This window comes from Paraburkholderia lycopersici (assembly GCF_900096975.1).
Classification (GTDB): domain Bacteria; phylum Pseudomonadota; class Gammaproteobacteria; order Burkholderiales; family Burkholderiaceae; genus Paraburkholderia; species Paraburkholderia lycopersici.
In genome coordinates this window covers 25,770-47,448 of the sequence record NZ_FMYQ01000035.1, presented here as the reverse complement: position 1 = coordinate 47,448, position 21,679 = coordinate 25,770, and the positions used below count along the sequence as shown (strand labels likewise).

The following is a 21,679-nucleotide window of genomic DNA, read 5'->3' as shown; positions in this document are numbered from 1 at the left end:
GATGCAATGGATCAATGTCGCGCCATGGCGCGCCTGGCTATTTCATGTCGCGCGCCACGCGAAATCCGTTGGCGTCGTAACGAACGCTGCTGTCGTACTTGAAGCGGGTTGCCGTGAGCATGTAGCCTGCGCCGTCGCGCCACGATCCGCCGCGGATCACGCGTGTCTGGCAGTTGGGCTCGTCCCACGAGTGGCCGTCGCCAGGCGCGTTCTTGTACGAGTTGTGCCAGCAGTCGCTGACCCATTCCCAGACGCCGCCCGCCATGTCATAGAACCCGAACGGATTGGCCGGAAACGAGCCCACGTCGTCGGGCGCTTCGATGCGCCACGGGGGGCCGCAGTCCTTGCAGTTCGCCGTGCCCTTGCGCATCTCGTTGCCCCACCAGTAACGCGTTTCGGTGCCGCCGCGCGCCGCATATTCCCATTCCGCCTCGGTCGGCAGGCGGTACGGCTTGCCGCTGATTTTCGAGAGCCATTTCACGTATTGCTGTGCGTCGTCCCAGCTCAGGTCGCGAACGGGCGCGTTCGGTGCAGCGTTGTTTTCGTTCGACAAGCGCGGGCATGCGCCCGCGCCGACGCATGCGTTCCATTGCGCCACGGTCACGGCATATTTCGAGAGGGCGTAGCCATGGTTGATCGTCACGTGGTGTGCGGGCCGTTCGGATGCATCGTCGGTATCGATGCCCATCGTGAAGTTTCCCGGTGTGACCTGTATCAGCAGCGGGCACGCTGGGCAGTCCTGAATGTCGTGGGGACCCGGCTTCGCGGCGGCGACCATGTTGGCTTTCGCAGGCGCTGCCGCCTGGGCCGGCGTCTGAATCGGCGCTGCGGCGGCAGGGGCCGTCTTCGTCTGCGAGGCCGGCGGCGCGGCTTGTGCCGGCGCGGTCTTCGGTGGCGCGGGTTGCGGCGGTGGCGTAGTGGCGGCGTTGCTTGCCGCGTGCGCCGACGGTGCGGTGATCGTCTTCGGAGCTTCCGCGCGCAAGCGCGCAAGGCGGGTCTGAGCGAGCGGCGCGAAGCGCCCGTTCGGATAGGCCTTCAAATAAGCCTCGTAATCGCCTGGATACTGGCTGTCCTTGATCGAATTCCAGAACGTGATTTCGTACTCTTCGGAAGTGTCTTTGGGCATCAGGCCAACACGCATGATCGCAACGCCATCGTGTTGCCCGGCCATCCGGGCCGCGTTGACCGTCGCGGCGCGCGTCTCTTGCGCGGCGGCGCGGTTCGTGGAAGTCAGGCCTAGCGAGATCAACAGACACACAGGCACCCATAGCCGCCACATGTTCGTTCTCCCTGTCAGGCGCCATCGGGGCACCATCGGCGTTGCATGCCGATGATGCGCTGCCCCCGCCGCGGTCTCAAGACGGGGGCGCGGTCGGCGCTACCGACGCAAGTACGGTTCGCGCACAACTACAAAATAGCACGCGCATCGCACGATGCAGTAACACGTTGGCGCGCGGCGATTTGTGTCCATCCGCGTGAATCCGACCTAAGCTGTAGAACACGCACCGAACGACGAATCCGGGGCCGCGTGCCGTCTGCCGAACAAGGAGCGTCAAGATGCAACGAAGAGAGATCCTGTTGGCCGTGGCAGCGACCATGCTCGTGCCGCGCCTCGCGTTTGCCGGGCGCACGCCGTCGCCGCCCGGCGCGGAGGTATACATCATCTGGCCGCCCGACGGGGCGACGATTCCCACCGGCAAGTTCTGGGTGCGTATGGGCCTGCGCAACATGGGGATTTGCCCGAAGGGCATCAACCGGCCGAACGTGGGCCATCATCACGTGCTCATCGACACGGATCTTCCGCCGCTCGACCAGCCCATCCCGTCGGATCGCAATCATCTTCACTTCGGTGCGGGCGAAACGGAGGCCCGCATCGAACTTCCGCCGGGCAAGCACACGCTGCAGTTGCTGATGGGCGATTACAACCACGTGCCGCACGATCCACCGGTGTACTCGAAGAAGATCACGATCACGGTCAAGTAGCGAAGTCCGTCCGCCTTTGCCGGGTAGCCGGAGACGAGCGGGAACGAAGCGGGAGTGCATGCCATGAACAAGATCCTCGTTGTTGCGGCCGCGTTCGCGCTGCTCGCGGGCGGTGCAGCGCAGGCGGGCACGACGCCGGCCGACCCCAGGGCCATCGTCTATATCGGCTGGCCAAACGACGGTCAGGTCATGCCCGCGGGACGTCCTTTTCGCGTCTGGTTCGGTCTGCGCAACATGGGCGTGGCGCCTTCGGAGGTGGAGTTTCCAAACACCGGGCACCATCATCTGCTCGTCGACACCGACCTGCCTCCGATGGATCAGCCCATACCTTCCGACCGCAATCATCTCCACTTCGGTGCAGGCCAAACCGAGACCATGCTCCAGCTTCCGCCGGGCAAGCACACGCTTCAGCTACTGATGGGAGACGCGCACCACGTGCCGCACTCGCCACCCGTCTACTCGAAAAAGATCACCATATACGTTAAGTGATCCATAACAAAGTCGGGACGGCCGGTTTGCGCGTGGAAACCCCTTGGCACGGCATCCAGAGTCGAAGTGTCGGCAGCAAGCCGACACAACCTGGGCGATGAGTTGGAGCCCACCCATCAGCACGCATGCGCGAGGTACCACGACCGGAGCGCGCGCCACCTGTGCGAATGCCAGAAAAGTCCTTATGCAGCGGCCGATCCGTCGCATCGCGCGTGCGCGGACGCGCAACTGGCACGGCTCATGCGTTGTTGCAGCCGAGCCCGCAACACTGCAGCTCAAACGCCAACATTCTGGCATTACCTTTCTGGAGAACTGTCATGAGCAAGCTGATGATCGCAGACCTGAGTGTCGCCCAGGAACTCGACCGCCGTGAAATGAGCGCCGTGCGCGGCGGCAACCTGGGCATGGGCGGCCTGTGGCCCGTGTACTACCCGACGATGCCGAGCGTGAAGGTCGACAGCACGAACTTCACCGCCGAGCAGGTGATCGGCCAGACCAACAGCATCGTGAACAACACGGGCAACGACGTGGCCTTCGTGTCGGGTATTGCCTCGTCGTCGAGCCCGAAGCAGTCGGCCCACAACACGATCAACTTCTGATCGCGCGGCAAGCCGTGGAGGCACTCGCGTCTCCACGGCACCTTCCTGGTTTTTTCGTCCCCGCCCACGCTCTTCGTCGCGTTCCGCTCAAGGAGTCGATCGTGAACACACTTCTTTCGCCATTCGCTGCGGACCTTCGCTGCGGAACGATGCGCCGGCTGGCCCGCTGCGTCGCCCCGGCGGGGCTGTGTCTGGCGGTGCTGTGCGGTTGCACGGACCTGAGCACGCCGGCCTACCGGCGCCCCGACATGCCGGCCAAGGAAACGTGGGCGCACGCGCGCGGCGCCGTTTCGGCGGCGGATACCGTGAATCCGCAATGGTGGAAGGAGTTCGACGATCCGTATCTGAATACGTTGATCGACAAGGCGATCTCGGCCAATGTCGACATCAAGGTTCTGGCGGCGCGCATTGGCGTGGCCGGAGCGCAGATCGGAGAAGTGCAGGCCGGTCAGTTGCCTGCGCTCGATGCGGGTGCCGGCATCGACTATGAAAAGAGCACCGGGCAAACGCTCACGAAGACCTACAACGTCGCCACGCAGGTGAATTGGGACATCGATATCTGGGGCAAGGTCGAAAAGAGCGTGCAGGCGCAGAAGGCCGAATACCACGCGAGCGAGGCCGACTGGCGCGCAGGTTATCTGACGCTCGTGGCGAATGTGGCGACCACTTATTTCCAGATCCTTCAGTTCGACGACCAGATCCGCGAGGAACAGCACACGCTCGACAGGAACAGGCAGATTCTCACGATCTACGAACAGATGTACGCAAACGGCGTGGCGCCGAAGACCGAGGTCCTGCGCCAGCGTGCGGAGATCAATGGGATTGCTAACGAACTGCTCGAGCTGCACCGCTCGCGCGATACCGCCGAAAACTCGCTGGCCACGCTGATCGGCGTGCCGGCCGGCGAGTTCCGGATGCCGGCGGGCCATCTGCGCGAGCGCGTCAAGCTGCCCGACGTGCCCATGGGTCTGCCTGCGCAACTGCTCGCGCGCCGGCCCGATGTGGTGGCCGCGCAGTTCCGTATTCTCGAATCGTATGATGAAGTCGGGTCCGCGCGGCTCGCGCAATTGCCGACGATCAGCCTCACGGGCCGCGCCGGCACGGCGGCGTTCTCGCTCTCCGATCTCTTCAAGGTGTTCACGCTCAGCTTCATGCCGAGCATCGACCTGCCGATGTTCGACCCCGGCGTGCACGCCCACATCAAGACGACCGAGGCGCAAAGCAAGGTTGTCGAAGAGCAGTATCGGCAGACGGTGTTCACGGCCTTCGAAGAGGTCGAAAACGCGCTCGTGAACCTCGATGCGCACAAGAAGGAGCGTGCCGAACTGCTGGAGCAGAACGAGCGCCTGCGCACCGTGGCCGCCCAGGTCGAGGCGCAGTTGAAGGAAGGGCTCGTTTCGCAGCTCGAAGTACTGGAGTCCGAACGTTCGCTCGCTTCCGCGGAGCTCTCGCTGCTCGCCAATCACCAGCAGATCCTCGGCGACACCGTGACGCTCTACAAGGCGATCGGCGGCGGCTGGACCGACGTCGAAATCACCAACGTAGCCTCCAGTTCCGCGGCGGCTGCGGCGAGTGCCCGATGAGCCCGCGCGTTCGCGCCGGCCACGGCGGCCTTTTGACTACCGCTCTGTGTCGCCTACACTTTTCTCACACTCCGATCGCCATGTGCAAGGCGCGCGGCTTCACACGGATCGCCAGTGCGTGCGCGGCGCTTGCGTCGCGCACAGCCTGGCTCAACCATGCTGATCGTTGGCGGAATCATGGTGCCTGACGCCGCTTCGATTGCCGATAGGCAGACTACGCTCGACTGGACGTTCGATATCGTGCTTCGGCCGATATCCCATCCGGAGCTGGGCGAGATTCGCATCGACAAGGACCTGTTCGCGGTGGGGCGGACGCAACCGCCCTTTGCCGCGGCGCAGCCCGAGGTCGTCGTCGACGTGTCGCGCCGTCACGCGCGCATCTTCCGCGAAGGAACGGCGGCGTACGTCGCCGACCTGGGCAGCAAGAACGGCACCGCGGTCAACGGTGTGGAAGTCACGCAAAAGCCGCATGTCCTGAAAGACGGCGACGAACTGTGCTTTGCGGGCGCGCTCGCGTTTCGCGTGAGCTTCGTGGCGCGCGCGGCGCGCGAGGCCGCGCGGCCGGCCGTCGTGACGCTCACGCCCGAGCGCGGCGATCTGGGGCTGCAACTGATCGTCGTCACGGGTTTTCCGTTTCTCGTCAGCAAGACCGACGAAACGTTCGCGCAGTATCGCGATGCCTGGCCGCATCAGGTGAACTACCTGTCGCGCCGTCACGCGCACATCTACGCGGAGGACGACGCCATCTACGTCGAGGACCTCGGCAGCACCAATGGCACGTTCGTCGACGGACAGCGTCTGGACGAGCACGCGGTGAGGCTCGCAGACGGCCAGCGGCTCGCCTTCGGCGGCGAGCACTTCGTCTATCGCGTAAGCCTCGAGAGCGCGCCGGGGACCGACGCCACCGTGACCGCGACGCGCCAGCCCGGCGCGACGGAAGCCTCCGACGACGCCGACCGCACGACCTTCGTGGGTACGGCGCACTCGTTCCTCGACATCTTCTGCACGCCGCCCGCTCCCGCGCAGGAAGACGAGATCAACCCCGACGCGCCACAGCAGGCGCCCGAATCCGGCCATGACGCGAGGCGCCGCCGCGGCAAGCTCGAAGTCTTTCTCTGCGAACTGAGCGAAGCGCTGGGCGGCAGCGGGAAAATCGACATGGGCCGCCTGTGGCGATGGGGCGGCGGCGCGCTCGCCGCGCTCGTCGCGCTTGTGGCCTTCACATACTTCCAGGGCGCGCCGCAGCGCGACATGCAGGCCTTGATGGCGAGCGGCCGGTTCGAGGCCGCGGCGCGGATGGCCGATCAGTACCTCGCGCGGCATCCCGGCGACGGCGCGTGGCGCGCGATGGGGACGGAAGCGCTCATCAAGGCGAAAGCGCCGGAGTGGATCGCCGCCATCAACGCCGGCGCGTTCGACCGCGCGCAGGCCGTCGTGCGCGAGATGCGCGCGCTGGCGAGCCACAATGCGGACGCCGCGCCTCTCGTGCAGAACATCGACTGGATCGGCGCGCTGCAGTCTTTCGTGCAAAGGCGCGGCGGTCCGGAAGCGCCCATCCGGATCTATCGCGACGAAGCGCCGATCAAGGCGCTGACGAGCCGCTGGAACGACGACCCCGGCGAGCATCAGCGCGCGCTCGACAGGATTTCGGGCTACGTGCCCGCGTTTGCGGCCGTCTATGCGGATGCGCTAAGCCATTTGCGCAAGCTGCAGACCGACGACTCCGTCTATGTGGCGGCGCTCGGGCGCATCAGGCAGGCAATCGGCAAGGCGCTGGATAGCGACAGCCTCGACGCGTTGGGCCCGATGTTGAGCGACTACGGCCAGCGCTATCCTCGGCTTGCCGGGCTCGACGCGGTGCGCGCGGACCTCGACCAATATCAGCAGATCGATGGCGAAGCCCATGCAGGCCACGTACAGGCGGTGCGCGAGCGCCTTGCCGCCGCGCGCTTCGCCACGCCGCAATTCGAAGCGCATGCGCCGGGGCTGGAGAAAATCGCTTCGGCAGGAGGTCACGGTGAAGCTGCTCCGGCTCATTGAGCGCGCACGCCGCGCGCATTCGCCGCCCGAGCCGCCGCGGCCGCTTGGCGAGGCGCTCGGCGATCACACCGAGGAAGGCGTCGCGATTCTCACCGCTCGCCCCTGGCGACTCATCGAGGCGACGATCATCGCGCTCGCCGCGCTTGTGGTGTGCGCGCTCATCTGGTCGCTCGTCGGCCGCGCCGATGTGATCGTGAGCGCGCAAGGCGCACTTGCTCCGGAGTCCGAAGTGCGTCGCATCTACGCGCCGGTGGACGGCGAGCTCGTCGACATCTATATCGCCGAAGGCCAGCCCGTGGAGCAGAACGACGTGATTGGCCGCATCAACGCGCGCGGCGCGATTCAGGCCGCGACCAATGCGCTCGACGCGCATTTGAAGCTCGACGACGCCGAGCGCGAATGGAAGGAATTCCCGGAGAAAAAGGCGCTCATGGAGCGCAAGGCGGAGGCGCTCAAGGCCCAGATGGACGTCGAAGCGCATATGCACGAAACCCGCATCGCGGAGGGCACGAGCAAGTTGCAGCAGGCCGAGAATGCCCAGCTCGACGAAGCGCGCGGCAACATCGACAACGCACGCCATGTGCGCGACCTCGCGCGGGACGAAGAGGCCAAGTACGAGCGGCTTTTCGCGCTGCCCGGCGGCGGCGGGGTCTCGCAAAGCCAGGTGGAAGAAAAGCGCAGTGCGTTCGTGCAGGCTGACAACAACTACCGGATCGCCCAAGCACGGCTAGCGGAACTGCAGGCGCAGACGAGCCACGAATTCGCACAGGCGAAGGCGCAGCTCGAAGGCAGCGCCGGGCAGCTCACGAGCCTGCGCATCGAATACGACGCGACCGAGCGGGAAATCGCCAACACGGAAGACAAGCTGCGTCTGCAGGTGCAGACGGCGCGCCTCGCCGCCGACGCGGCCGCGCGCATTCGCTTCGAGAACATCGACAAGGACAATTTCCTGCTCGTGCTCGCGCCGGTGTCCGGCGTGATAACGGAGGTGACGACGACTCAGCCAGGCGACAAGATCCAGGCGAATACCCCGCTAGGCGACATTGCGCCCGCCAATGCGCGCCCGGTCGTGAAGGTCGCGATTGCCGAGCAGGACCGCGCGTTTTTGCATGAGGGCCTGCCCGTCAAGCTCAAGTTCAACGCGTTTCCCTATCAGCGCTACGGCGTGGTGGACGGCACGCTCGAATATATTTCGCCGACCACCAAGCCGCAGGCGCAGACCAGGGAGCCGGTCTACGAGGGGCGTGTGCGTCTCGCGCGCGATCATTTCTCGATTGCCGGCGCGACGTATCCGCTGCGTTACGGCATGACGGCGACGGCCGAGATCGTCGTGCGCGAGCGACGGCTCATCGATTTCGCGCTGGACCCGTTCCGGCAGGTCGCGGGGTGAAGGCCGCAGCCATGCATCGGCAATCAGGCATCGAAATTCGGGAATGAGAACCCAGGGGAACGAAATGACGGCAATCGTACGTATCGACGACGAGGTGATCGGCACGGAGGATTTCATCCGGGTGCTGAAGCTCACGGGGCAGTTCGAAAGCCTCGTCGAGCAACAGGTGCGCGACCGGCTCACGGTCATCGCGGCAAAAAAAATGGGCGTGCACGTGAGTCCCGATGAAATCCAGCAGCGCGCCGACCAGTTCCGCCGCGTGCGGGGGTTGCACCGCGCGGCCGACATGAATCGCTATCTGGACGTGTTCGGCGTCAGTCTGGAGGACTTCGAGCGCTTCATTACCGACACGCTCTATCAGGAGAAGACCTTCGACCAGGTTTGCAACGACGAGGCGGTCGAGAGCTACTTCAAGCTCAATTCGCCGAAATTCGACAGCATCGAGGTAAGCCATATCGTCGTGGACTCGGAAGGCAAGGCGAGAGAGGTCATGTCCATCCTCGAGGACGAGCCGCAGGCGTTCGGCGAGATGGCTCGCGAGCACTCGATCGCCGATACGCGGGAGCGCGGCGGCGTGATCGGCAAAGTGCTGCGAGGCTCGCTCAAGACGGACATCGAAGCGAAGGTGTTCAATGCGCACGTCGGCGACCTGCTCGGTCCGTTTCCCGCGCCGGATGGTTCGTTCTTCGAAATTTTCTGCGTGACCGCGAAACATCCGGCGGCGCTCGAAGCCGATGTCTCCTCGGAGGTGCGCCGGCTCCTGCGCGAGGAATGGCTTGCGGAGCGCGCTCAAGAACACATCATCGACGCGCACTGAGCGCGCAGGCCCACGCAGATGGACACCCAGGCGCCCGCACCAGCCAGCGTTCCCTCGCTGGCCGACTTTCTCGCATCGGTCGAACCGCTGTCGCTGTTTGCGCGCGAAGAGCTCGACCGTCTCGCCGCGCAGGCGGAGAAGCGCAGCTACGCATTCGGCGACACGATCTGCAAGCCCGGCGAACCGGCCGCCGGGCTCTACGTGATCCGGTCGGGCTCCGTGCGCCTGATCGCCGAAGAGCGCGGCAAGGAAATGAGTCTCGGCGTGCGCAAGGAGCGCGAGGTGTTCGGCGAGATCGCGATGCTGCGCGACTACTGGCATGAAGTTTCGGTGCGCGCGTCGGCGAAAACCGAGGTGCTTTGCGTCCCGCGCGCGGCGCTCGAACCGCTGCTGGCCGCGAATCCCGCTGCGCGGTCGTTCGTGACGAGCTACGTGGCGATCAGCTCCGCCGGCGGTTTCGTCACGCGGCTTTTCGATTTGCGCGGCAAGCTCTCCCGCGCCGAGCTCGAGGAATACGTGTCGAGCGTGGGCGTGAAGCGCGTGGGCGCCGGCAAGGAGATCGTCCGCCAGGGCGCGGGCGGCGACATGCGGCTTTATGTCGTGCGCCAGGGCGAGGTCGGCATCGCACGCGAGGAAGACGGCGGCGTCTATCAACTCGCGAAGCTCGGTGCGGGCGAGATATTCGGCGAACGCGCGTGCCTGCTGCGGCAAGACCAGGTCGCGACCGTCACGGCGCTCACCGATGTGCGGCTTCTCGTCATTCCCGAAAAGACCGTGCACTTCATGCTGGAGCGCAACCCGAAGCTGCGCGAGGTGCTCGAAGAGCGCGTGCGCTTCACCGAGCGCGAACTGCAACGCCAGAAGAAGCTCGCCGAGCGCCGCAGCCGGCCCGTCGCGGTGGATAGCGGTGCGGATGCGAAATTCAGCGAGCGTGTCGTCAAGCGCTTCGTGCTGATCGAGCAGGCCGAGGAAATGGATTGCGGCGCAGCCTGCCTTGCCATGATCTGCCGGCATTACGGCGTTGCGATGACGCTTGGCAAGCTGCGCGATCTCGCGAACGTGACGACGCAGGGCGCGACGCTCGAGAGCCTTGCGCGCACCGGCGAGGCGCTAGGCTTCACGACACGCGGCGTGCAGTGTACATATGAGGCCCTGCAAGGTTTCGAGTTGCCCTTCATCGCGCATTGGGAGGGATACCACTATATCGTCGTGTATGGCGTTTCGAAGCAGTGGGTGAGGGTGGCCGACCCGGCGCTCGGGTTTCGCAAGTTGAGCGTGGAAGCGTTCGAGCGCGGCTGGAGCGGCACGTGCCTGCTGTTCACGGCGGGCGAGACGACCGGCGCGCAGGCGGCGGCGCGCTCGCCGTGGGTGCGCTTCATCGGCTATTTGCTGCCGTACCGGAAAATACTCGCCCACCTGTTCCTCGCGACCTTCGTGATCCAGCTGCTGGGCGTCGTGCCGCCGCTCATCATCCAGAACATTCTCGACAGCGTGATCGTGCATCAGAACGTGAGCCTGCTGCACCTCCTGATCGTCGGCCTCGTCATCTCGCACGTGTTCACGCAGTTGATGACGACGATACGCGCACATCTGTCGAACTTCATGGTGCGCAGTCTCGACTTCGCGATGATGTCGCAGTTCTTCAAGCACACCATGTCGCTGCCGTTCTCGTTCTTCGCGCGCCGCAAAACGGGCGATATTTTCGCGCGCTTCCAGGAAAACCAGACGATTCGCGCGTTCCTGACCGAGTCGACGGTCACCACGGCGCTCAATCTGCTGATGATCTTCATTTACTTCACGATCATGTTTCTCTACAACGTGAAGCTCACGCTGCTGCTCATCGCTTTCGTCATTCCGATCATGGCGCTCACGGCAATTGCGACGCCGAGAATCAAGCGCTACGCGCGCGAAGTGTTTTCCGTGTCGACGGACGCGCGTTCCATGCTGATGGAAACGCTGGGCGGCGTGGAAACCGTGAAGGGCATGGGCATAGAAAGGGCGGTGCGGCTCAAGTGGGAGCGCAAGTACGCGAAGTCGCTCGAAGTGCAGTATCGCGCGCAGGCGTTCAACATTCTCGTCGGGCTGGGCAGTCAGTTGCTCAATGCCGCCACCACGATCGTGATTCTTTGGGTGGGCGCCACGCTCGTGCTCGACCAGGAGTTGAGCATCGGGCAACTCATCGCGTTCAACGCGTTCATGGGCAGCGTGCTCGCCCCGCTCATGGGCCTCGTCGGTCTCTGGAGCCTCATGAACGACGCCGCGGTCGCCATGGAGCGGCTTGGCGACGTTCTCGACATCGAGCCCGAGCAAAAGCCCGCCGACCTGGGCTCGCGCGTGCTGTTGCCCGATCTGCAGGGCGACATCGCGTTCGACGGCGTGTATTTCCGCTACGGCGGCAACGAAACGCCTTACGTGCTGGAGAACATCAGCTTTTCCGTGGGCCGTGGCCAGATGGTGGCGATCGTGGGGCGCAGCGGCTCGGGCAAGACGACGCTCGCCAAGCTGCTGGTGGGCTTCTACGCGCCCACGGAAGGCAAGATCAGCGTGGACGGCTACGACATGAGCGCGATCGACCACGCCTGTTTTCGCGGCCAGATCGGCTATGTGATGCAGACGAACCTCGTGTTTTCGGGCACCATCGCCGAGAACATCGCATGCGGCGATGCGAGTCCCGACTGGCGCAGGATGGAGGAAGTCGCGCGCATGGCCGACGCGCACGCGTTCATCGGCAAGATGCCGCTCGGCTACGAGCAGGTGGTGGGCGAGCGCGGCATGGGCCTTTCAGGTGGGCAGATCCAGCGTCTTTGCATCGCGCGCGCGCTCTATCACGATCCGCGTCTGCTCGTGTTCGATGAAGCCACGTCGTCGCTCGACACGCAGTCCGAGAGCAACATACTCGCGAACATGCACGACATCCTCCAGGGCCGCACGGCGCTCATCATCGCGCACCGGCTCAGCACCATCATGCAGGCGGACAAGATCCTCGTGCTCTATGAAGGCGCCATCGTCGAGCAGGGGCGGCACGAGGAACTCGTCGAACGCAGGGGGATGTATTACCAGCTCGTCCAGAAACAGCTGGGTACATCATGAAACTTTTCGATCCGCACGGGTTTGGCAGTTCCGTGGTTTCTTATGCGGGGCTGCTCGAAAAGATCGAGATCCTGCGCTCCACGCTGCGCTGGGCGCCGCGGCTCGAACGCGCCGAGATCGAGAAGCTGCTGAACCAGTCGAATGCGCTGCGCGACGAAGTCATGCAGCTTTCGCGCAAGGAGCGCTTCATCGAAGCGGCAGCCGAAGTGCCCGACACGCTCGATGCGCTCGATGCGCTCGACGCGCTCGACGCGCCCGGAAAGCCGGAGGCGCTCGCGCCTTCGGCGCACCGGCGGCGCGAGGCGCTGATCGCACGCAGCTTCATTTTCGAGGGGATATTCGGCGACAACCCGAAGCTGCTCGCGGCGCTGGAAATTGCTGAAAAGGCGGCGCCGACCGATCTGCCCGTGCTGATCGACGGCGAAAGCGGTACCGGCAAGGAACTGATGGCGAAAGTGATTCACGCCAACGGCGCGCGCGCCGACCGGCCCTACATTTCGGTGAACTGCGGCGCGATTCCCGACAACCTGCTCGAATCGGAACTGTTCGGCCACCGCCGGGGCGCGTTCACGGGCGCGTCGAGCGACCGCAAAGGCAAGTTCGAAAGCGCTCATACCGGCACGATCTTTCTCGACGAGATCGGCGAGTTGCCGCTGCAAGGCCAGGTCAAGCTGCTGCGCGTGCTCGAATCGCACGAAATCCAGCGCGTGGGCTCCGACGAACCGATTGCGGTGGACACGCGCATCGTTGCCGCGACCAACCGGAACCTGCGCGAGCTTGCCGCGCAGGGGCAGTTCCGCGAGGATCTCTTCTACCGGCTGAGCGTCATCCACGTCACGTTGCCCGCGCTGCGCGAACGCAGCGACGAAATCCCCTTGCTCATCGCCTGGTTCGGCGACGAGGCCGCCGGCCAGCTCAAGCGCCGCCCGGTGAAGCTCACGCCGAAGTTGCGCGATTTCCTGCTCACGTATGCGTACCCGGGCAACATCCGCGAGTTGCGCAACCTCGTCTACCGGCTGTCCTGCCTCGCCGGCGATACCGCCGACATCGAGCATCTGCCCGACGACATCCGTCCGAAGCCCACAGTGCCGGTGCTGCGCGCCGTGGAGACGGAGTCGCCGGGCGCGTCGCTCTCGCTCAGCGACGCGAAGCGCGCCGCGAGCGACGAAGCCGAGCGCGCATTTCTCGAACGCGGCCTGCAGGAAACGGGCGGCACGGTCGCCGAGCTTGCGCGTCGCTGCGAGATGAACCGCTCGCATCTGCAGATGCTGCTCAAGAAACACGGCATTCGCTCGAAGGATTTTCGTCACGCGGACAAGGCCAGTCACGAGAAGGACTCGTGAGGCCGGTATGCGCTCAGCGCTCCACGGCCGGATTGACGAGCGTATGGTCGGCGCCGCCGGGGTCGTCGACGCGCACGACCACGGCCGTGATGTTGTCGCGCCCGCCGGCCCGCAAGGCCATGTCGACGAGCATGTCCGTTGCGAGCTGGCAGTCTCCGTCGTCGAGCGCGTGCGCCATCTCGGGCGCCTGCACTTCGTTGCTGAGGCCGTCGCTGCAAACCAGAAAGAGGTCTCCGTCGCGCACGACGATGCGGCCTTCGTCGAGGTCGAGCCAGTCCGCCGCACCGACGGCCCGCGTAATCAGATGCTGTGACGGATGGTGGCGCGCGGCCTCGGCGCTCAGGTGGCCCTGCGCCTGGAGTTCCGCGACATAGCTGTGATCGGTCGTGAGCGCTTCGAGGCGCGCGTCGCGATACAGATAGATGCGGCTGTCGCCCGCCCACAGCCAGCCGAATTCGCGCCCGCGCGCCATCAGCACGGCGACCGTGCTGCCGATCATGCGCACGCCGCGCCGCGCCGCTTCGTCGCGCAACTGGCGGTTCACCGTTTGCAGCGCGCCACGTGCGGCGCCTGAAAAGCCGGTAAGCGAGTCCGGAGCGGCGAGTGCGCCGAGCGCGCGCACGATCATCGCACTGGCCAGATCGCCCGCCGTATGGCCGCCCATACCGTCGGCGACCGCCCACAAACCCGCTCGCGGCAGATCGAGACACGCGTCCTCGTTGAGCGCGCGCACGCGGCCGACATCGGTGCGAGACGCCGAGGTCCACTGCAATCCGCTCGTCACGATCGGGCCTCCATAGGCTACGCGAGACCGTTGTTCCTGCCGTTCTGGCCCACGCCCACCGTCACGTTCGAATTGGCCGCGGAGTTGGTCACGTCGAGCGTCTGGTACTGGTTGATGACCTGGTTCGCATAGAACGTGTTGCTGGTCTGGTAGAGATTGATGACCGGGCCGAGCATGGCGGGCTGCGCGGGTTCGTACGGCTGGATCCAGCCGAATACCCACGGCGCGCCGGCGCCGCGAATGAACGACATCGCCTTGCGGTCGATGTCGCGTTGCAGGTGAAGGTCGGTGATCGCGAGCGAGGTCATGATGAGTCTCCGTCCAGATTCCAGATGATGGCCGCGGACGCGGCTTGCCGTCCATCTCTTGCAAGCACCATGCCATTCCGGGGCGACGACGGGCCGATCCTCGCCCCATCGTCGCGAGCCTTGTCCATCGAGACGCTCCGGCGAGAGTCCGCATTCTCCGCATCCTGGCGCCCCACGGGCTGGCTGCGCAATGGTCGTGAGCAGGCCAACACCGCGAGGCCCATTGTCGTCAGCAGTCCGACACATTTGAAACGGGCCATTCGCCCGCGGAATCGGCTGCGAACTGGTGGTTTGCCACGAACACCTGCCCGGCGGCTTCGTTGGCCCGTCACCGACACGCCGGCGCCACCGTAGAGCCTGTCTTCGCCCGGAGCCTTGCGCAGCCGTCGTCGGCCTGCCTGGCATGGCTGATGCAGGATAGTTGGCAACCGGCAAACCCCTCGGCATTCCGGGGCGCCGGCAACCAGCCAGACGGACCTCGCCATGAGCCTCGATCTTCAACTGATGAACCGCAGCGCAGACGCAGCGTCCTGCGCCGACGTCCGCTCGGTCGCTCGACCGGCGACGCCGGCCGCGGAAGAACCGCCGCTGGGCGCGCATCTCGTCTCGCTGCGCACGGGCTACAGCCATCACGGGATCTATGTCGGCGCGGGCCGTGTCGTTCATTACGCAGGGCTGTGCAAGTCGCTGCATCGCGGGCCGGTCGAAGAAGTCACGCTCGAGCGCTTTGCGGCCGGGCACGAAGTCGCCGTCGTCGCGCATCCGCTGGCGGCGTATGCGGGCCGCGCGGCCGTGGCGCGGGCGCGCTCGCGTCTCGGCGAAGACCGCTATCGGCTGCTCAGCAACAACTGCGAGCATTTCTGTACCTGGTGCGTGGACGGCAAAGGCCGCAGCGAACAGGTTCGCGCCTGCGTTGCCCATCCGCTTGCCGGGTTGCGCGTCGTCCGCGCGCTGGTTCATGCGCGGCGCAGCGCGTACGCCATGCAGGCGGCGTGAGCGCCAGTGCTTCAGACGATGCTGCCCCCACATGCTTAGGAGACCATCATGAACCCCACCGGATCGCCGCTGCGCACCCTCGTCGACAAATGGCTCGCGCCCAATGCATGCGTGCCGGCCCGCGTGGTGCGCTTTAGCCGCACACAGGAACACCGGCTGCGTTTTGTTTGCGTCGAGGCGGTTCATCCGGCTCGCACGATTGCGATCTTCTTCTTTCGTCACGGCGATGGCTCATGGTGCGTGTTTCCGCCGGCGGCCGCCCGTCCGGCCATGACGGCCCGCGCCGCCTGATCCGTGTTGCGGCACAGATGCGAATTCAGCGCAGCAGCGTGGGTCGCGGCGGCTTCGAGGTTTCCGCGACCGGCGCACGGGATGTCGCCGCGCCGATGCGTATTGCGATGAACGGACGCGGCGCGAGCAGCGTTTCGCGCGACGCGACTCGGGCGCCGCCGCTGAACGCGGCCATTGCCTGCTTGTCCAGATCCACGCTTTCCGGAAGATCCTTGATGACCAGAATGCCCATGGCCTGCTCCACGAGAGCGGATGCGAGGCGCGAAGCAGCGCGCCGTGCCGCCGCGGCGTTGCGGTAGGTTTGCGGGGCGTTCACCCCGTGTTCCCCAGTATAGGCGGCGCGAGGCGCACGCGAACAGGCAGGCGGCGCCTTGCGGCGCCGTCTGCGAGGGGCCGGAGCAGCGCGGCGGCTAAAACATCGCGCCCGTGCTCGCGTATTGCGAGGGATTGACCTTGAGGTTCAGCGGCCCGAAGCCGGCGCCGATATAGCCGATGTTGTTGAGCGCGGCGACGTCGACCACCTGAACCTGCGAGATGTTCTGCACGATGTTCGGCGACACGTTGATGTTGGCGATCGAACCGTAACCATAGGATGAGCCGTTGTTGCCGCCGCGCACGGCGGTCATGGCGCGGCGGTCGAGCTCCGTGCCGGGAGCCAGCTCGCGAATGACGAGGGAACACATGATGCACCTCCAGAAGCGGATGAATGCCGGCGGACGCGACGCACCGATGAACCGGGGTGCGTTCGCGCCGCCGTCGGGGCGATCAGAAGTTGATCGTGTTGTGGGCCGTCTGCACCGGGTTGACCGACGCGTGGATGTTCGACGCGAATGCGACGTCGTTGCCCACGTTGGCCACGATGCTGTTGGTCTGGCCGATCACCTGTTCGGCGGTGAAGTTGGTGGTGTCGTACTTCACGCTCGGCGTCGGGTAGACGGGCCACAGGGCCAGGTTGCCGCCGCGTACGGCGCCCATTTCGCGGCGGCCGAGTTCCTGGGCGACGCTCAGGTCTGCGATCATCAGCTTGCTCATGACAGTTCTCCAGAAGGGTAATACAGGGTAGTTGGCGATTGAGCTGCAGTGTGTTGCGGGCTCGCTTCCCTTAATGCACAGGACGTGCCAGCAACGCGGCGCGCATGGGTCGAAGAGCGCGCCGCCTTGTGCGGCGGAGCATTGAGCCGAGGTGATGCGCGCGTGCGCGGCCTATGGCGCGGTCTGCGCGCAACGACGCTGGTGGCGTGCGCCCAACAGTGCGTCTGAGCGTCGTTGGTTTCATGGCAACACCGGCGAGCGGGCCGCTAGTTCGGGCACCGATTGCGCTAGACGTTGCGGCGGACTAATCTTTCTTCAGACCTTGCCGCAAGGTGTTTTGCGTGCGTTGGCGCAGGCCATGGCGGGCGCAGGGCGCGCGGCGAGTCTGTATCCTGTAGAGGACGACGAGACCACATTGCAGCGGACTCGACGGGGATCGCGCCTTGCAGCCAATGCCGCCCATTGCAGCGCGCTGTTGTGCCGCAATCTTGCGCCGCGATCGCGTCGGCCCGGCTGGAGCTGAGTAGAAGGGCTGGGAATGATGAGCCTCACGCAGCTGATCCAGACGTTTCAGAGCGGAACGCTTTCACGTGAGGCGTTCTTCGCCGAGGTCGACCGCGTGCTTGCGGTCGATTCGGCGAATTGCGCGCGCCTGCGCGAAGCGGTGGACGCGACGCAGACGCTTCATCCGCTGCCGGATGCCGACTACGCGGAAGTTCTGCGCCGCATCGAGCACCGCCTGGACAGCACGGCGGCCACGGGCGACGAAACCCGCGTCCAGGAGAGTCTCGCGGCCGCGAGTTCAGCCGCATCCGAGGAAGCCGAGCACGTGAAGGGCATCGGCGATACGCTCAACGGACGCTTCGTGCTCGAAGAATGTCTGGGCGTGGGCGGCATGGGCACCGTCTACAAGGCGCTCGATCTGCGCAAGCTCGAAGCTTCCGACCGCAAACCTTATATCGCGATCAAGGTGCTGAACGTGCAGTTTCGCGGCCAGCCGACTTCGTTGATCGCGCTCCAGCGCGAGGCCCGCAAGGCGCAAACGCTCGCGCACCGCAATATCGTCACGGTGTACGACTTCGATCGCGACGGGCCGCTCGTCTACCTCACGATGGAGTATCTGTCGGGCAAGCCGCTCAGCAAACTGCTGCGCAAACCGGGTTTCGCGGGCATGCCGTTCGATCAGGCCCGGCCGGTCATTGCAGGCATGGGACAGGCATTGGCTTATGCGCACGAGCGCGGCTTCGTGCATTGCGATTTCAAGCCCGCCAATGTGTTCCTCACCGACGGCGGCGACGTCAAGGTGATCGACTTCGGCATTGCCCGCGTGTTTCAGCGACCGGAAGAAGATCCCGACGTCACCGTTTTCGATCCCGCGACATTGGGCGGAATCACGCCCGCCTATGCGAGCCCCGAGATGTTCGAGCACCGCGAGCCGGACCCGCGCGACGATGTCTACGCGCTTGCATGCGTGACTTACGAACTGTTGACCGGCAAACATCCGTTCAGCCGCAAGTCGGCCACCCAGGCGCGCAGCGAGAAGATGCGCGCCGAGCGTCCGCCGGGGCTCGACCGCACGCAATGGCGCACGTTGAGCACGTCGCTTTCGTTTGACCGTGCGTCGCGCACCGCCAGCGTCAACCAGTTCCTCGAGGGCATGGGCGTGCTGCCCCATGCATCGGCGTTCTCCGGCGCGCGCCTCGGGGCGATTGGCGCGGGGGCCATCGTGGTGGCCGGCGGGCTGTGGGTCGGCTACCGCGCGCTGTCCTGGCATGAAGAGCCGCGTGCGAGCGCTTCCGTGGCCGTCGCGCCTTCCGCCAGCGCGGCGAACACGGTCGCGCAGACAGATGGCCCGGCGAGCGTCCCGGCAGCCCCGGCCGGGACGCTCCTCACCGCAATGCCCGCCGTTGCCGTTGCGCATGGGGCTGCCGCGAGCGCGTCCGTTTCCGCGCCCGTGTCCGCGCCCATGGCGGAGGCCGCCGTGCCGGGCGCAACGGCGCTGGCCGCGCTGAACTCGACGCTCGCGCGCATCCCGTGCTCGGCGCTGGCAGCGTCGCTGCCGGCGCAGGTGCTCCAGGTTCGCGGGTTCGCCAATCCGGGCGACAGCATGGCTCACGTTCGCGACGCGCTTGCGCAAACGCCCGGGGCGCAGGGGGCGAAACTCGAAGTGATTCCCGTCGACAGCCATAACTGCGAGGTCGTCAGCGCGTTCGCGCCTTACTGGCGCGCCAATCATCAGGCAGGGGGCGGGGCGACGATCCGCACGCGGCCGCCGGACGCGCAACTCGCGCAGGGCACGCCGCTCGTCGTGGATATCACCACGCCGCATTACGACTCGTATGTCAACGTCGATTATTTCGCGCTCGACGGCAGCGTCGTGCATCTCGTGCCGAGCAATCACGAACGCGACAACCAGGCGCCGCCGGGCTTTTCGGCCACGGTCGGCGGCACGGGCGACTGGGTCGTGGACAAACCGTTCGGCACCGAGATGGTCGTGCTGCTGATTACGCCCGCGCCGCTGTTCGACGGGCTGCGGCCGCCCGCCGAGTCTCGGGCCGCCTATCTCGCCGCCGTCGACGAGCAACTGAAGCAGATGCAGACGCGTTACGGCGCGGGGCACATCGTCGCCGATTTCGTGCAGATCACCACGCATGCGCGCAGCGAATGAGCGTGTTCCTCCGGTGTACCGATGATTCCCGAATGGCGACTTGACGGTCGGCTCGCAGCGGCCACGTCTTCCCGCACCTTGTTCTTCCGATTTGCTTAAGCCGGGTTTCGCGAGAAGCAGAGACGCGGCCTTTTGCGGCGCGTGATACTCGAACCCGCATCGCAAAGCGTCGGAGATGGTCCGCTAGCGGCCAGAAAAAACAGAACAAGGAGACACCAGATCATGTCACCCAGGAGGCGGAGGCTTTCGGCCGCGCTATGCGCGGCCGCAATGGCGTGGTTAGCCGGGGGAGGGCGCGAAGCGCTCGCCGGGCCCCCGGAGCTGAAGATCGGCGCGCTCTTGCCGATGAGCGGCCCGAACGCCGAATACGGCCAGACCTTCGGCTCGGGCGCGGACCTTTCCGTGGCGCACGTCAACGCCGACCATCTGCTCGCCGAAAACCTCGTGCTCACCTACGAGGACAGTCAGGCGCTGCCCATGCAAGGCGTGCTCGGCATGAACAAGCTCGTCAACGTGTACGGCACGCCGTTCGTGCTGACCGGTTTCACCGGGGTTTCGAAGGCGATCGCGCCGCTCGCGCGCCGCAGCCGCACGGTGGCCGTGAACGGCGGCGGCGTCGGCCCGGATCTCGCGCAACTGGGTGCGTATTTCTGGAACGTGATCCCGCTCGCGAACGCGGAGGTGCGGGCCATCGTTCCCTATCTCGTCACGCAAAAGCAATTGAAGCGCTTCGTGCTGATCTACGTGGACGACCCGCTCGGCCAGTCGATCAACGAAGAGCTTGCCAGGGACCTGTCGCCGGCGGGCGGCCAGTTGCTGGCGTCGTTTGCGGTGCCGGCGGGCGCGCAGCAGTTCGGCGGCGTGGTGGCGCGCGTGCGCGACGCGAACCCCGATCTCATCTTCATCGCGTCGTACGGCGCGCAGCAATCGCAGATCGTCAAGCAGTTGCGCGACAACGGCGTGAACCAGCAGATCGCGAGCTATTCCGCGTTCAGCATTCCGGCCATCAACGCGCTGCCCGAAGCGAAGGGCGCGCTCTACACCACGCAGCGCTTCGACTGGAACGCGCCGGACCGGCTCACACGGCGTTTCGTGGCCGACTACCAGGCGAAATACGGCCACAAGCCCACCGCGTACGCCGCCAACTACTACAACGCCGTGCGCCTTTTCGCGATCCTTGCCGCGAAGCTGGAGCACGAAGGCAAGCCGGTGACGGGCGAGAATCTGCTCGCCGAGCGCGAACGGTCACGGCAGTTCGATCTGGTGGGCGGCAGCGTGTCGTTCGATGCGAACGGCGCCGTGCGCGCACCCATCCAGATCAACCAGATCGATGGTGCCGGCGGCACCGTCGTCTCGACCACGCAATGAGGAACGCGCCCATGCTCTTCATCCAGTTGCTTCTCAACGGCATTCAGCTCGGCGCGCTTTATGCGCTCACCGCGGGCGGATTCTCGCTGATCTTCGGCGCGACGCGCATTTTCCACTTCGCGCACGGCGCGGCTTTCATGATCGCGGGCTATGGCTTCTATGAGATCTACGCGAAGCTGCACTGGCCATGGTACGTCGCGCTCGTGATCGCGGCGGTCGTGACCGTGGCCTTTGGCGTGCTGCTCGACCGCCTGGTGTACACGCCGATCAAGCGTCACGAAAACTCGTTCTTCACGCTGTTCGCGGGCGCGTTCGGCGTGGGCATCATCGTGCAGAACCTCATTGCGTTCTGCTTCGGGCGCGGTTTCGTCGCCATTCCCACGCCGCTTTCGAAAGGCGTGGAAGTGCTGAACGGCGTGTACGTGTCGCCGCTCGCGGGCATTGCCGTGGTCACGACACTGGTCGCATTCGGCGCGCTCAACGCGTTTCTCTCGCGCAGCCAGACCGGCATCGCGCTGCGCGCGCTCGCCGACAGCCCCGAACTCGTACGCGCCTTCGGCATGTCGCCGCAGCGGCTCTCGCAGGTAGCGTTCGCGCTCGGCTCGCTGGCGGTGGTGCCGGCGGCCATCCTGTCCGGCGCGAGCGCGGGCCTCAATCCGTCCGTGGGCAGCCACGTGATGCTGATCAGCCTCGCGGCGACCATCGTGGGCGGCGTGGGCAGCCTGCGCGGCGCGGCCTGCGCGGGACTGCTGCTCGGCCTCGCCGAAAGTCTTTCGCTCGCGTGGTTCAGTTCGCAGTGGAGCGAAGCGGTGGTGTTCATCGTGCTGTTCCTGTTCATCCTGTTCCGGCCGTCCGGCTTCTTCGGCCGCGCGCTGGCTCATTGATGGCTTCAGGCTCA

General features: G+C 65.6%; 20 protein-coding genes. 14 read left to right on the top strand and 6 right to left on the bottom strand.

Translation table 11 applies throughout. The features are described 5' to 3' along the window. Nucleotides 1-37 precede the first annotated feature (37 nt). Complete coding sequence (locus tag BLU17_RS28125; protein WP_092004609.1) at nt 38-1,279, bottom strand: formylglycine-generating enzyme family protein; 1,242 nt, start codon at nt 1,277-1,279, stop codon at nt 38-40. A gap of 278 nt (nt 1,280-1,557) precedes the next feature. On the opposite strand from BLU17_RS28125, the gene BLU17_RS28120 reads away from it, so the two are divergent. From BLU17_RS28120 to BLU17_RS28080, 9 genes are all read left to right on the top strand, one after another. Continuing rightward, a complete protein-coding gene (locus BLU17_RS28120; RefSeq protein ID WP_092004606.1) occupies nt 1,558-1,983 on the top strand; it encodes a DUF4399 domain-containing protein in 426 nt (141 codons plus the stop codon). A gap of 63 nt (nt 1,984-2,046) precedes the next feature. Beyond that, nucleotides 2,047-2,472, top strand: coding sequence for a DUF4399 domain-containing protein (locus tag BLU17_RS28115; protein ID WP_092004603.1), 426 nt, complete (start codon nt 2,047-2,049; stop codon nt 2,470-2,472). 317 nt (nt 2,473-2,789) lie between these two features. Further along, complete coding sequence (locus tag BLU17_RS28110) at nt 2,790-3,071, top strand: hypothetical protein (protein WP_092004600.1); 282 nt, start codon at nt 2,790-2,792, stop codon at nt 3,069-3,071. Between the two features lie 149 nt (nt 3,072-3,220). Beyond that, nucleotides 3,221-4,654, top strand: a complete 1,434-nt coding sequence (locus tag BLU17_RS28105; RefSeq protein WP_092004686.1) for an efflux transporter outer membrane subunit — start codon at nt 3,221-3,223, stop codon at nt 4,652-4,654. A 156-nt stretch (nt 4,655-4,810) separates the two neighbouring features. After that, on the top strand, nt 4,811-6,694 hold the full coding sequence (locus tag BLU17_RS28100; protein ID WP_245747048.1) for an FHA domain-containing protein: 1,884 nt from the start codon (nt 4,811-4,813) through the stop codon (nt 6,692-6,694). Further along, nucleotides 6,672-8,084 (top strand): beta-barrel domain-containing protein, encoded by a 1,413-nt coding sequence (locus tag BLU17_RS28095; RefSeq protein WP_245747047.1) that lies wholly within the window; start codon nt 6,672-6,674, stop codon nt 8,082-8,084. Before BLU17_RS28100 ends, BLU17_RS28095 begins: the two co-directional genes overlap by 23 nt. Before the next feature lie 64 nt (nt 8,085-8,148). Continuing rightward, nucleotides 8,149-8,901 (top strand): peptidylprolyl isomerase, encoded by a 753-nt coding sequence (locus BLU17_RS28090; protein ID WP_092004595.1) that lies wholly within the window; start codon nt 8,149-8,151, stop codon nt 8,899-8,901. A gap of 18 nt (nt 8,902-8,919) precedes the next feature. Then, nucleotides 8,920-11,991, top strand: a complete 3,072-nt coding sequence (locus tag BLU17_RS28085) for a peptidase domain-containing ABC transporter (protein ID WP_092004592.1) — start codon at nt 8,920-8,922, stop codon at nt 11,989-11,991. Beyond that, nucleotides 11,988-13,334 (top strand): sigma-54 interaction domain-containing protein, encoded by a 1,347-nt coding sequence (locus tag BLU17_RS28080; RefSeq protein WP_092004588.1) that lies wholly within the window; start codon nt 11,988-11,990, stop codon nt 13,332-13,334. The genes BLU17_RS28085 and BLU17_RS28080 overlap by 4 nt, the downstream gene beginning before the upstream one ends. A 13-nt stretch (nt 13,335-13,347) precedes the next feature. Here BLU17_RS28080 and BLU17_RS28075 read toward each other — a convergent pair whose 3' ends face one another. Together BLU17_RS28075 and BLU17_RS28070 are read right to left on the bottom strand one after the other, a co-directional pair. Continuing rightward, nucleotides 13,348-14,118: a PP2C family protein-serine/threonine phosphatase gene (locus BLU17_RS28075; protein ID WP_092004584.1), complete on the bottom strand. Its 771-nt coding sequence runs from the start codon at nt 14,116-14,118 to the stop codon at nt 13,348-13,350. A gap of 17 nt (nt 14,119-14,135) precedes the next feature. Then, nucleotides 14,136-14,426: a hypothetical protein gene (locus BLU17_RS28070; RefSeq protein ID WP_092004581.1), complete on the bottom strand. Its 291-nt coding sequence runs from the start codon at nt 14,424-14,426 to the stop codon at nt 14,136-14,138. Between the two features lie 483 nt (nt 14,427-14,909). Between BLU17_RS28070 and BLU17_RS28065 the strand changes: the two genes are divergently transcribed. Both BLU17_RS28065 and BLU17_RS28060 read left to right on the top strand, forming a co-directional pair. After that, nucleotides 14,910-15,422 carry a lecithin retinol acyltransferase family protein gene (locus BLU17_RS28065; RefSeq protein ID WP_245747046.1) on the top strand — a complete coding sequence of 171 codons (513 nt, stop codon included), beginning with the start codon at nt 14,910-14,912 and terminating at the stop codon, nt 15,420-15,422. 48 nt (nt 15,423-15,470) lie between these two features. Beyond that, entirely contained in the window at nt 15,471-15,713 is a 243-nt protein-coding gene (locus tag BLU17_RS28060) for a hypothetical protein (protein WP_092004578.1), read from the top strand. Between the two features lie 25 nt (nt 15,714-15,738). On the opposite strand, the gene BLU17_RS28055 is transcribed toward BLU17_RS28060, so the two are convergent. The 3 genes from BLU17_RS28055 to BLU17_RS28045 all read right to left on the bottom strand — a co-directional run bounded on the left by BLU17_RS28055 (nt 15,739) and on the right by BLU17_RS28045 (nt 16,745). Beyond that, complete coding sequence (locus tag BLU17_RS28055; RefSeq protein ID WP_092004575.1) at nt 15,739-16,029, bottom strand: hypothetical protein; 291 nt, start codon at nt 16,027-16,029, stop codon at nt 15,739-15,741. Between the two features lie 94 nt (nt 16,030-16,123). Then, nucleotides 16,124-16,396 carry a hypothetical protein gene (locus tag BLU17_RS28050; protein WP_092004572.1) on the bottom strand — a complete coding sequence of 91 codons (273 nt, stop codon included), beginning with the start codon at nt 16,394-16,396 and terminating at the stop codon, nt 16,124-16,126. Between the two features lie 82 nt (nt 16,397-16,478). Beyond that, nucleotides 16,479-16,745 carry a hypothetical protein gene (locus BLU17_RS28045; protein WP_245747045.1) on the bottom strand — a complete coding sequence of 89 codons (267 nt, stop codon included), beginning with the start codon at nt 16,743-16,745 and terminating at the stop codon, nt 16,479-16,481. 538 nt (nt 16,746-17,283) lie between these two features. Here BLU17_RS28045 and BLU17_RS28040 point away from each other — a divergent pair. From BLU17_RS28040 to BLU17_RS28030, 3 genes are all read left to right on the top strand, one after another. After that, nucleotides 17,284-19,413 carry a serine/threonine-protein kinase gene (locus BLU17_RS28040; protein WP_092004570.1) on the top strand — a complete coding sequence of 710 codons (2,130 nt, stop codon included), beginning with the start codon at nt 17,284-17,286 and terminating at the stop codon, nt 19,411-19,413. A gap of 222 nt (nt 19,414-19,635) precedes the next feature. Next, nucleotides 19,636-20,781 carry an ABC transporter substrate-binding protein gene (locus tag BLU17_RS28035; RefSeq protein WP_245747044.1) on the top strand — a complete coding sequence of 382 codons (1,146 nt, stop codon included), beginning with the start codon at nt 19,636-19,638 and terminating at the stop codon, nt 20,779-20,781. 11 nt (nt 20,782-20,792) lie between these two features. Continuing rightward, entirely contained in the window at nt 20,793-21,665 is an 873-nt protein-coding gene (locus BLU17_RS28030) for a branched-chain amino acid ABC transporter permease (RefSeq protein ID WP_092004564.1), read from the top strand. Nucleotides 21,666-21,679 lie beyond the last annotated feature (14 nt).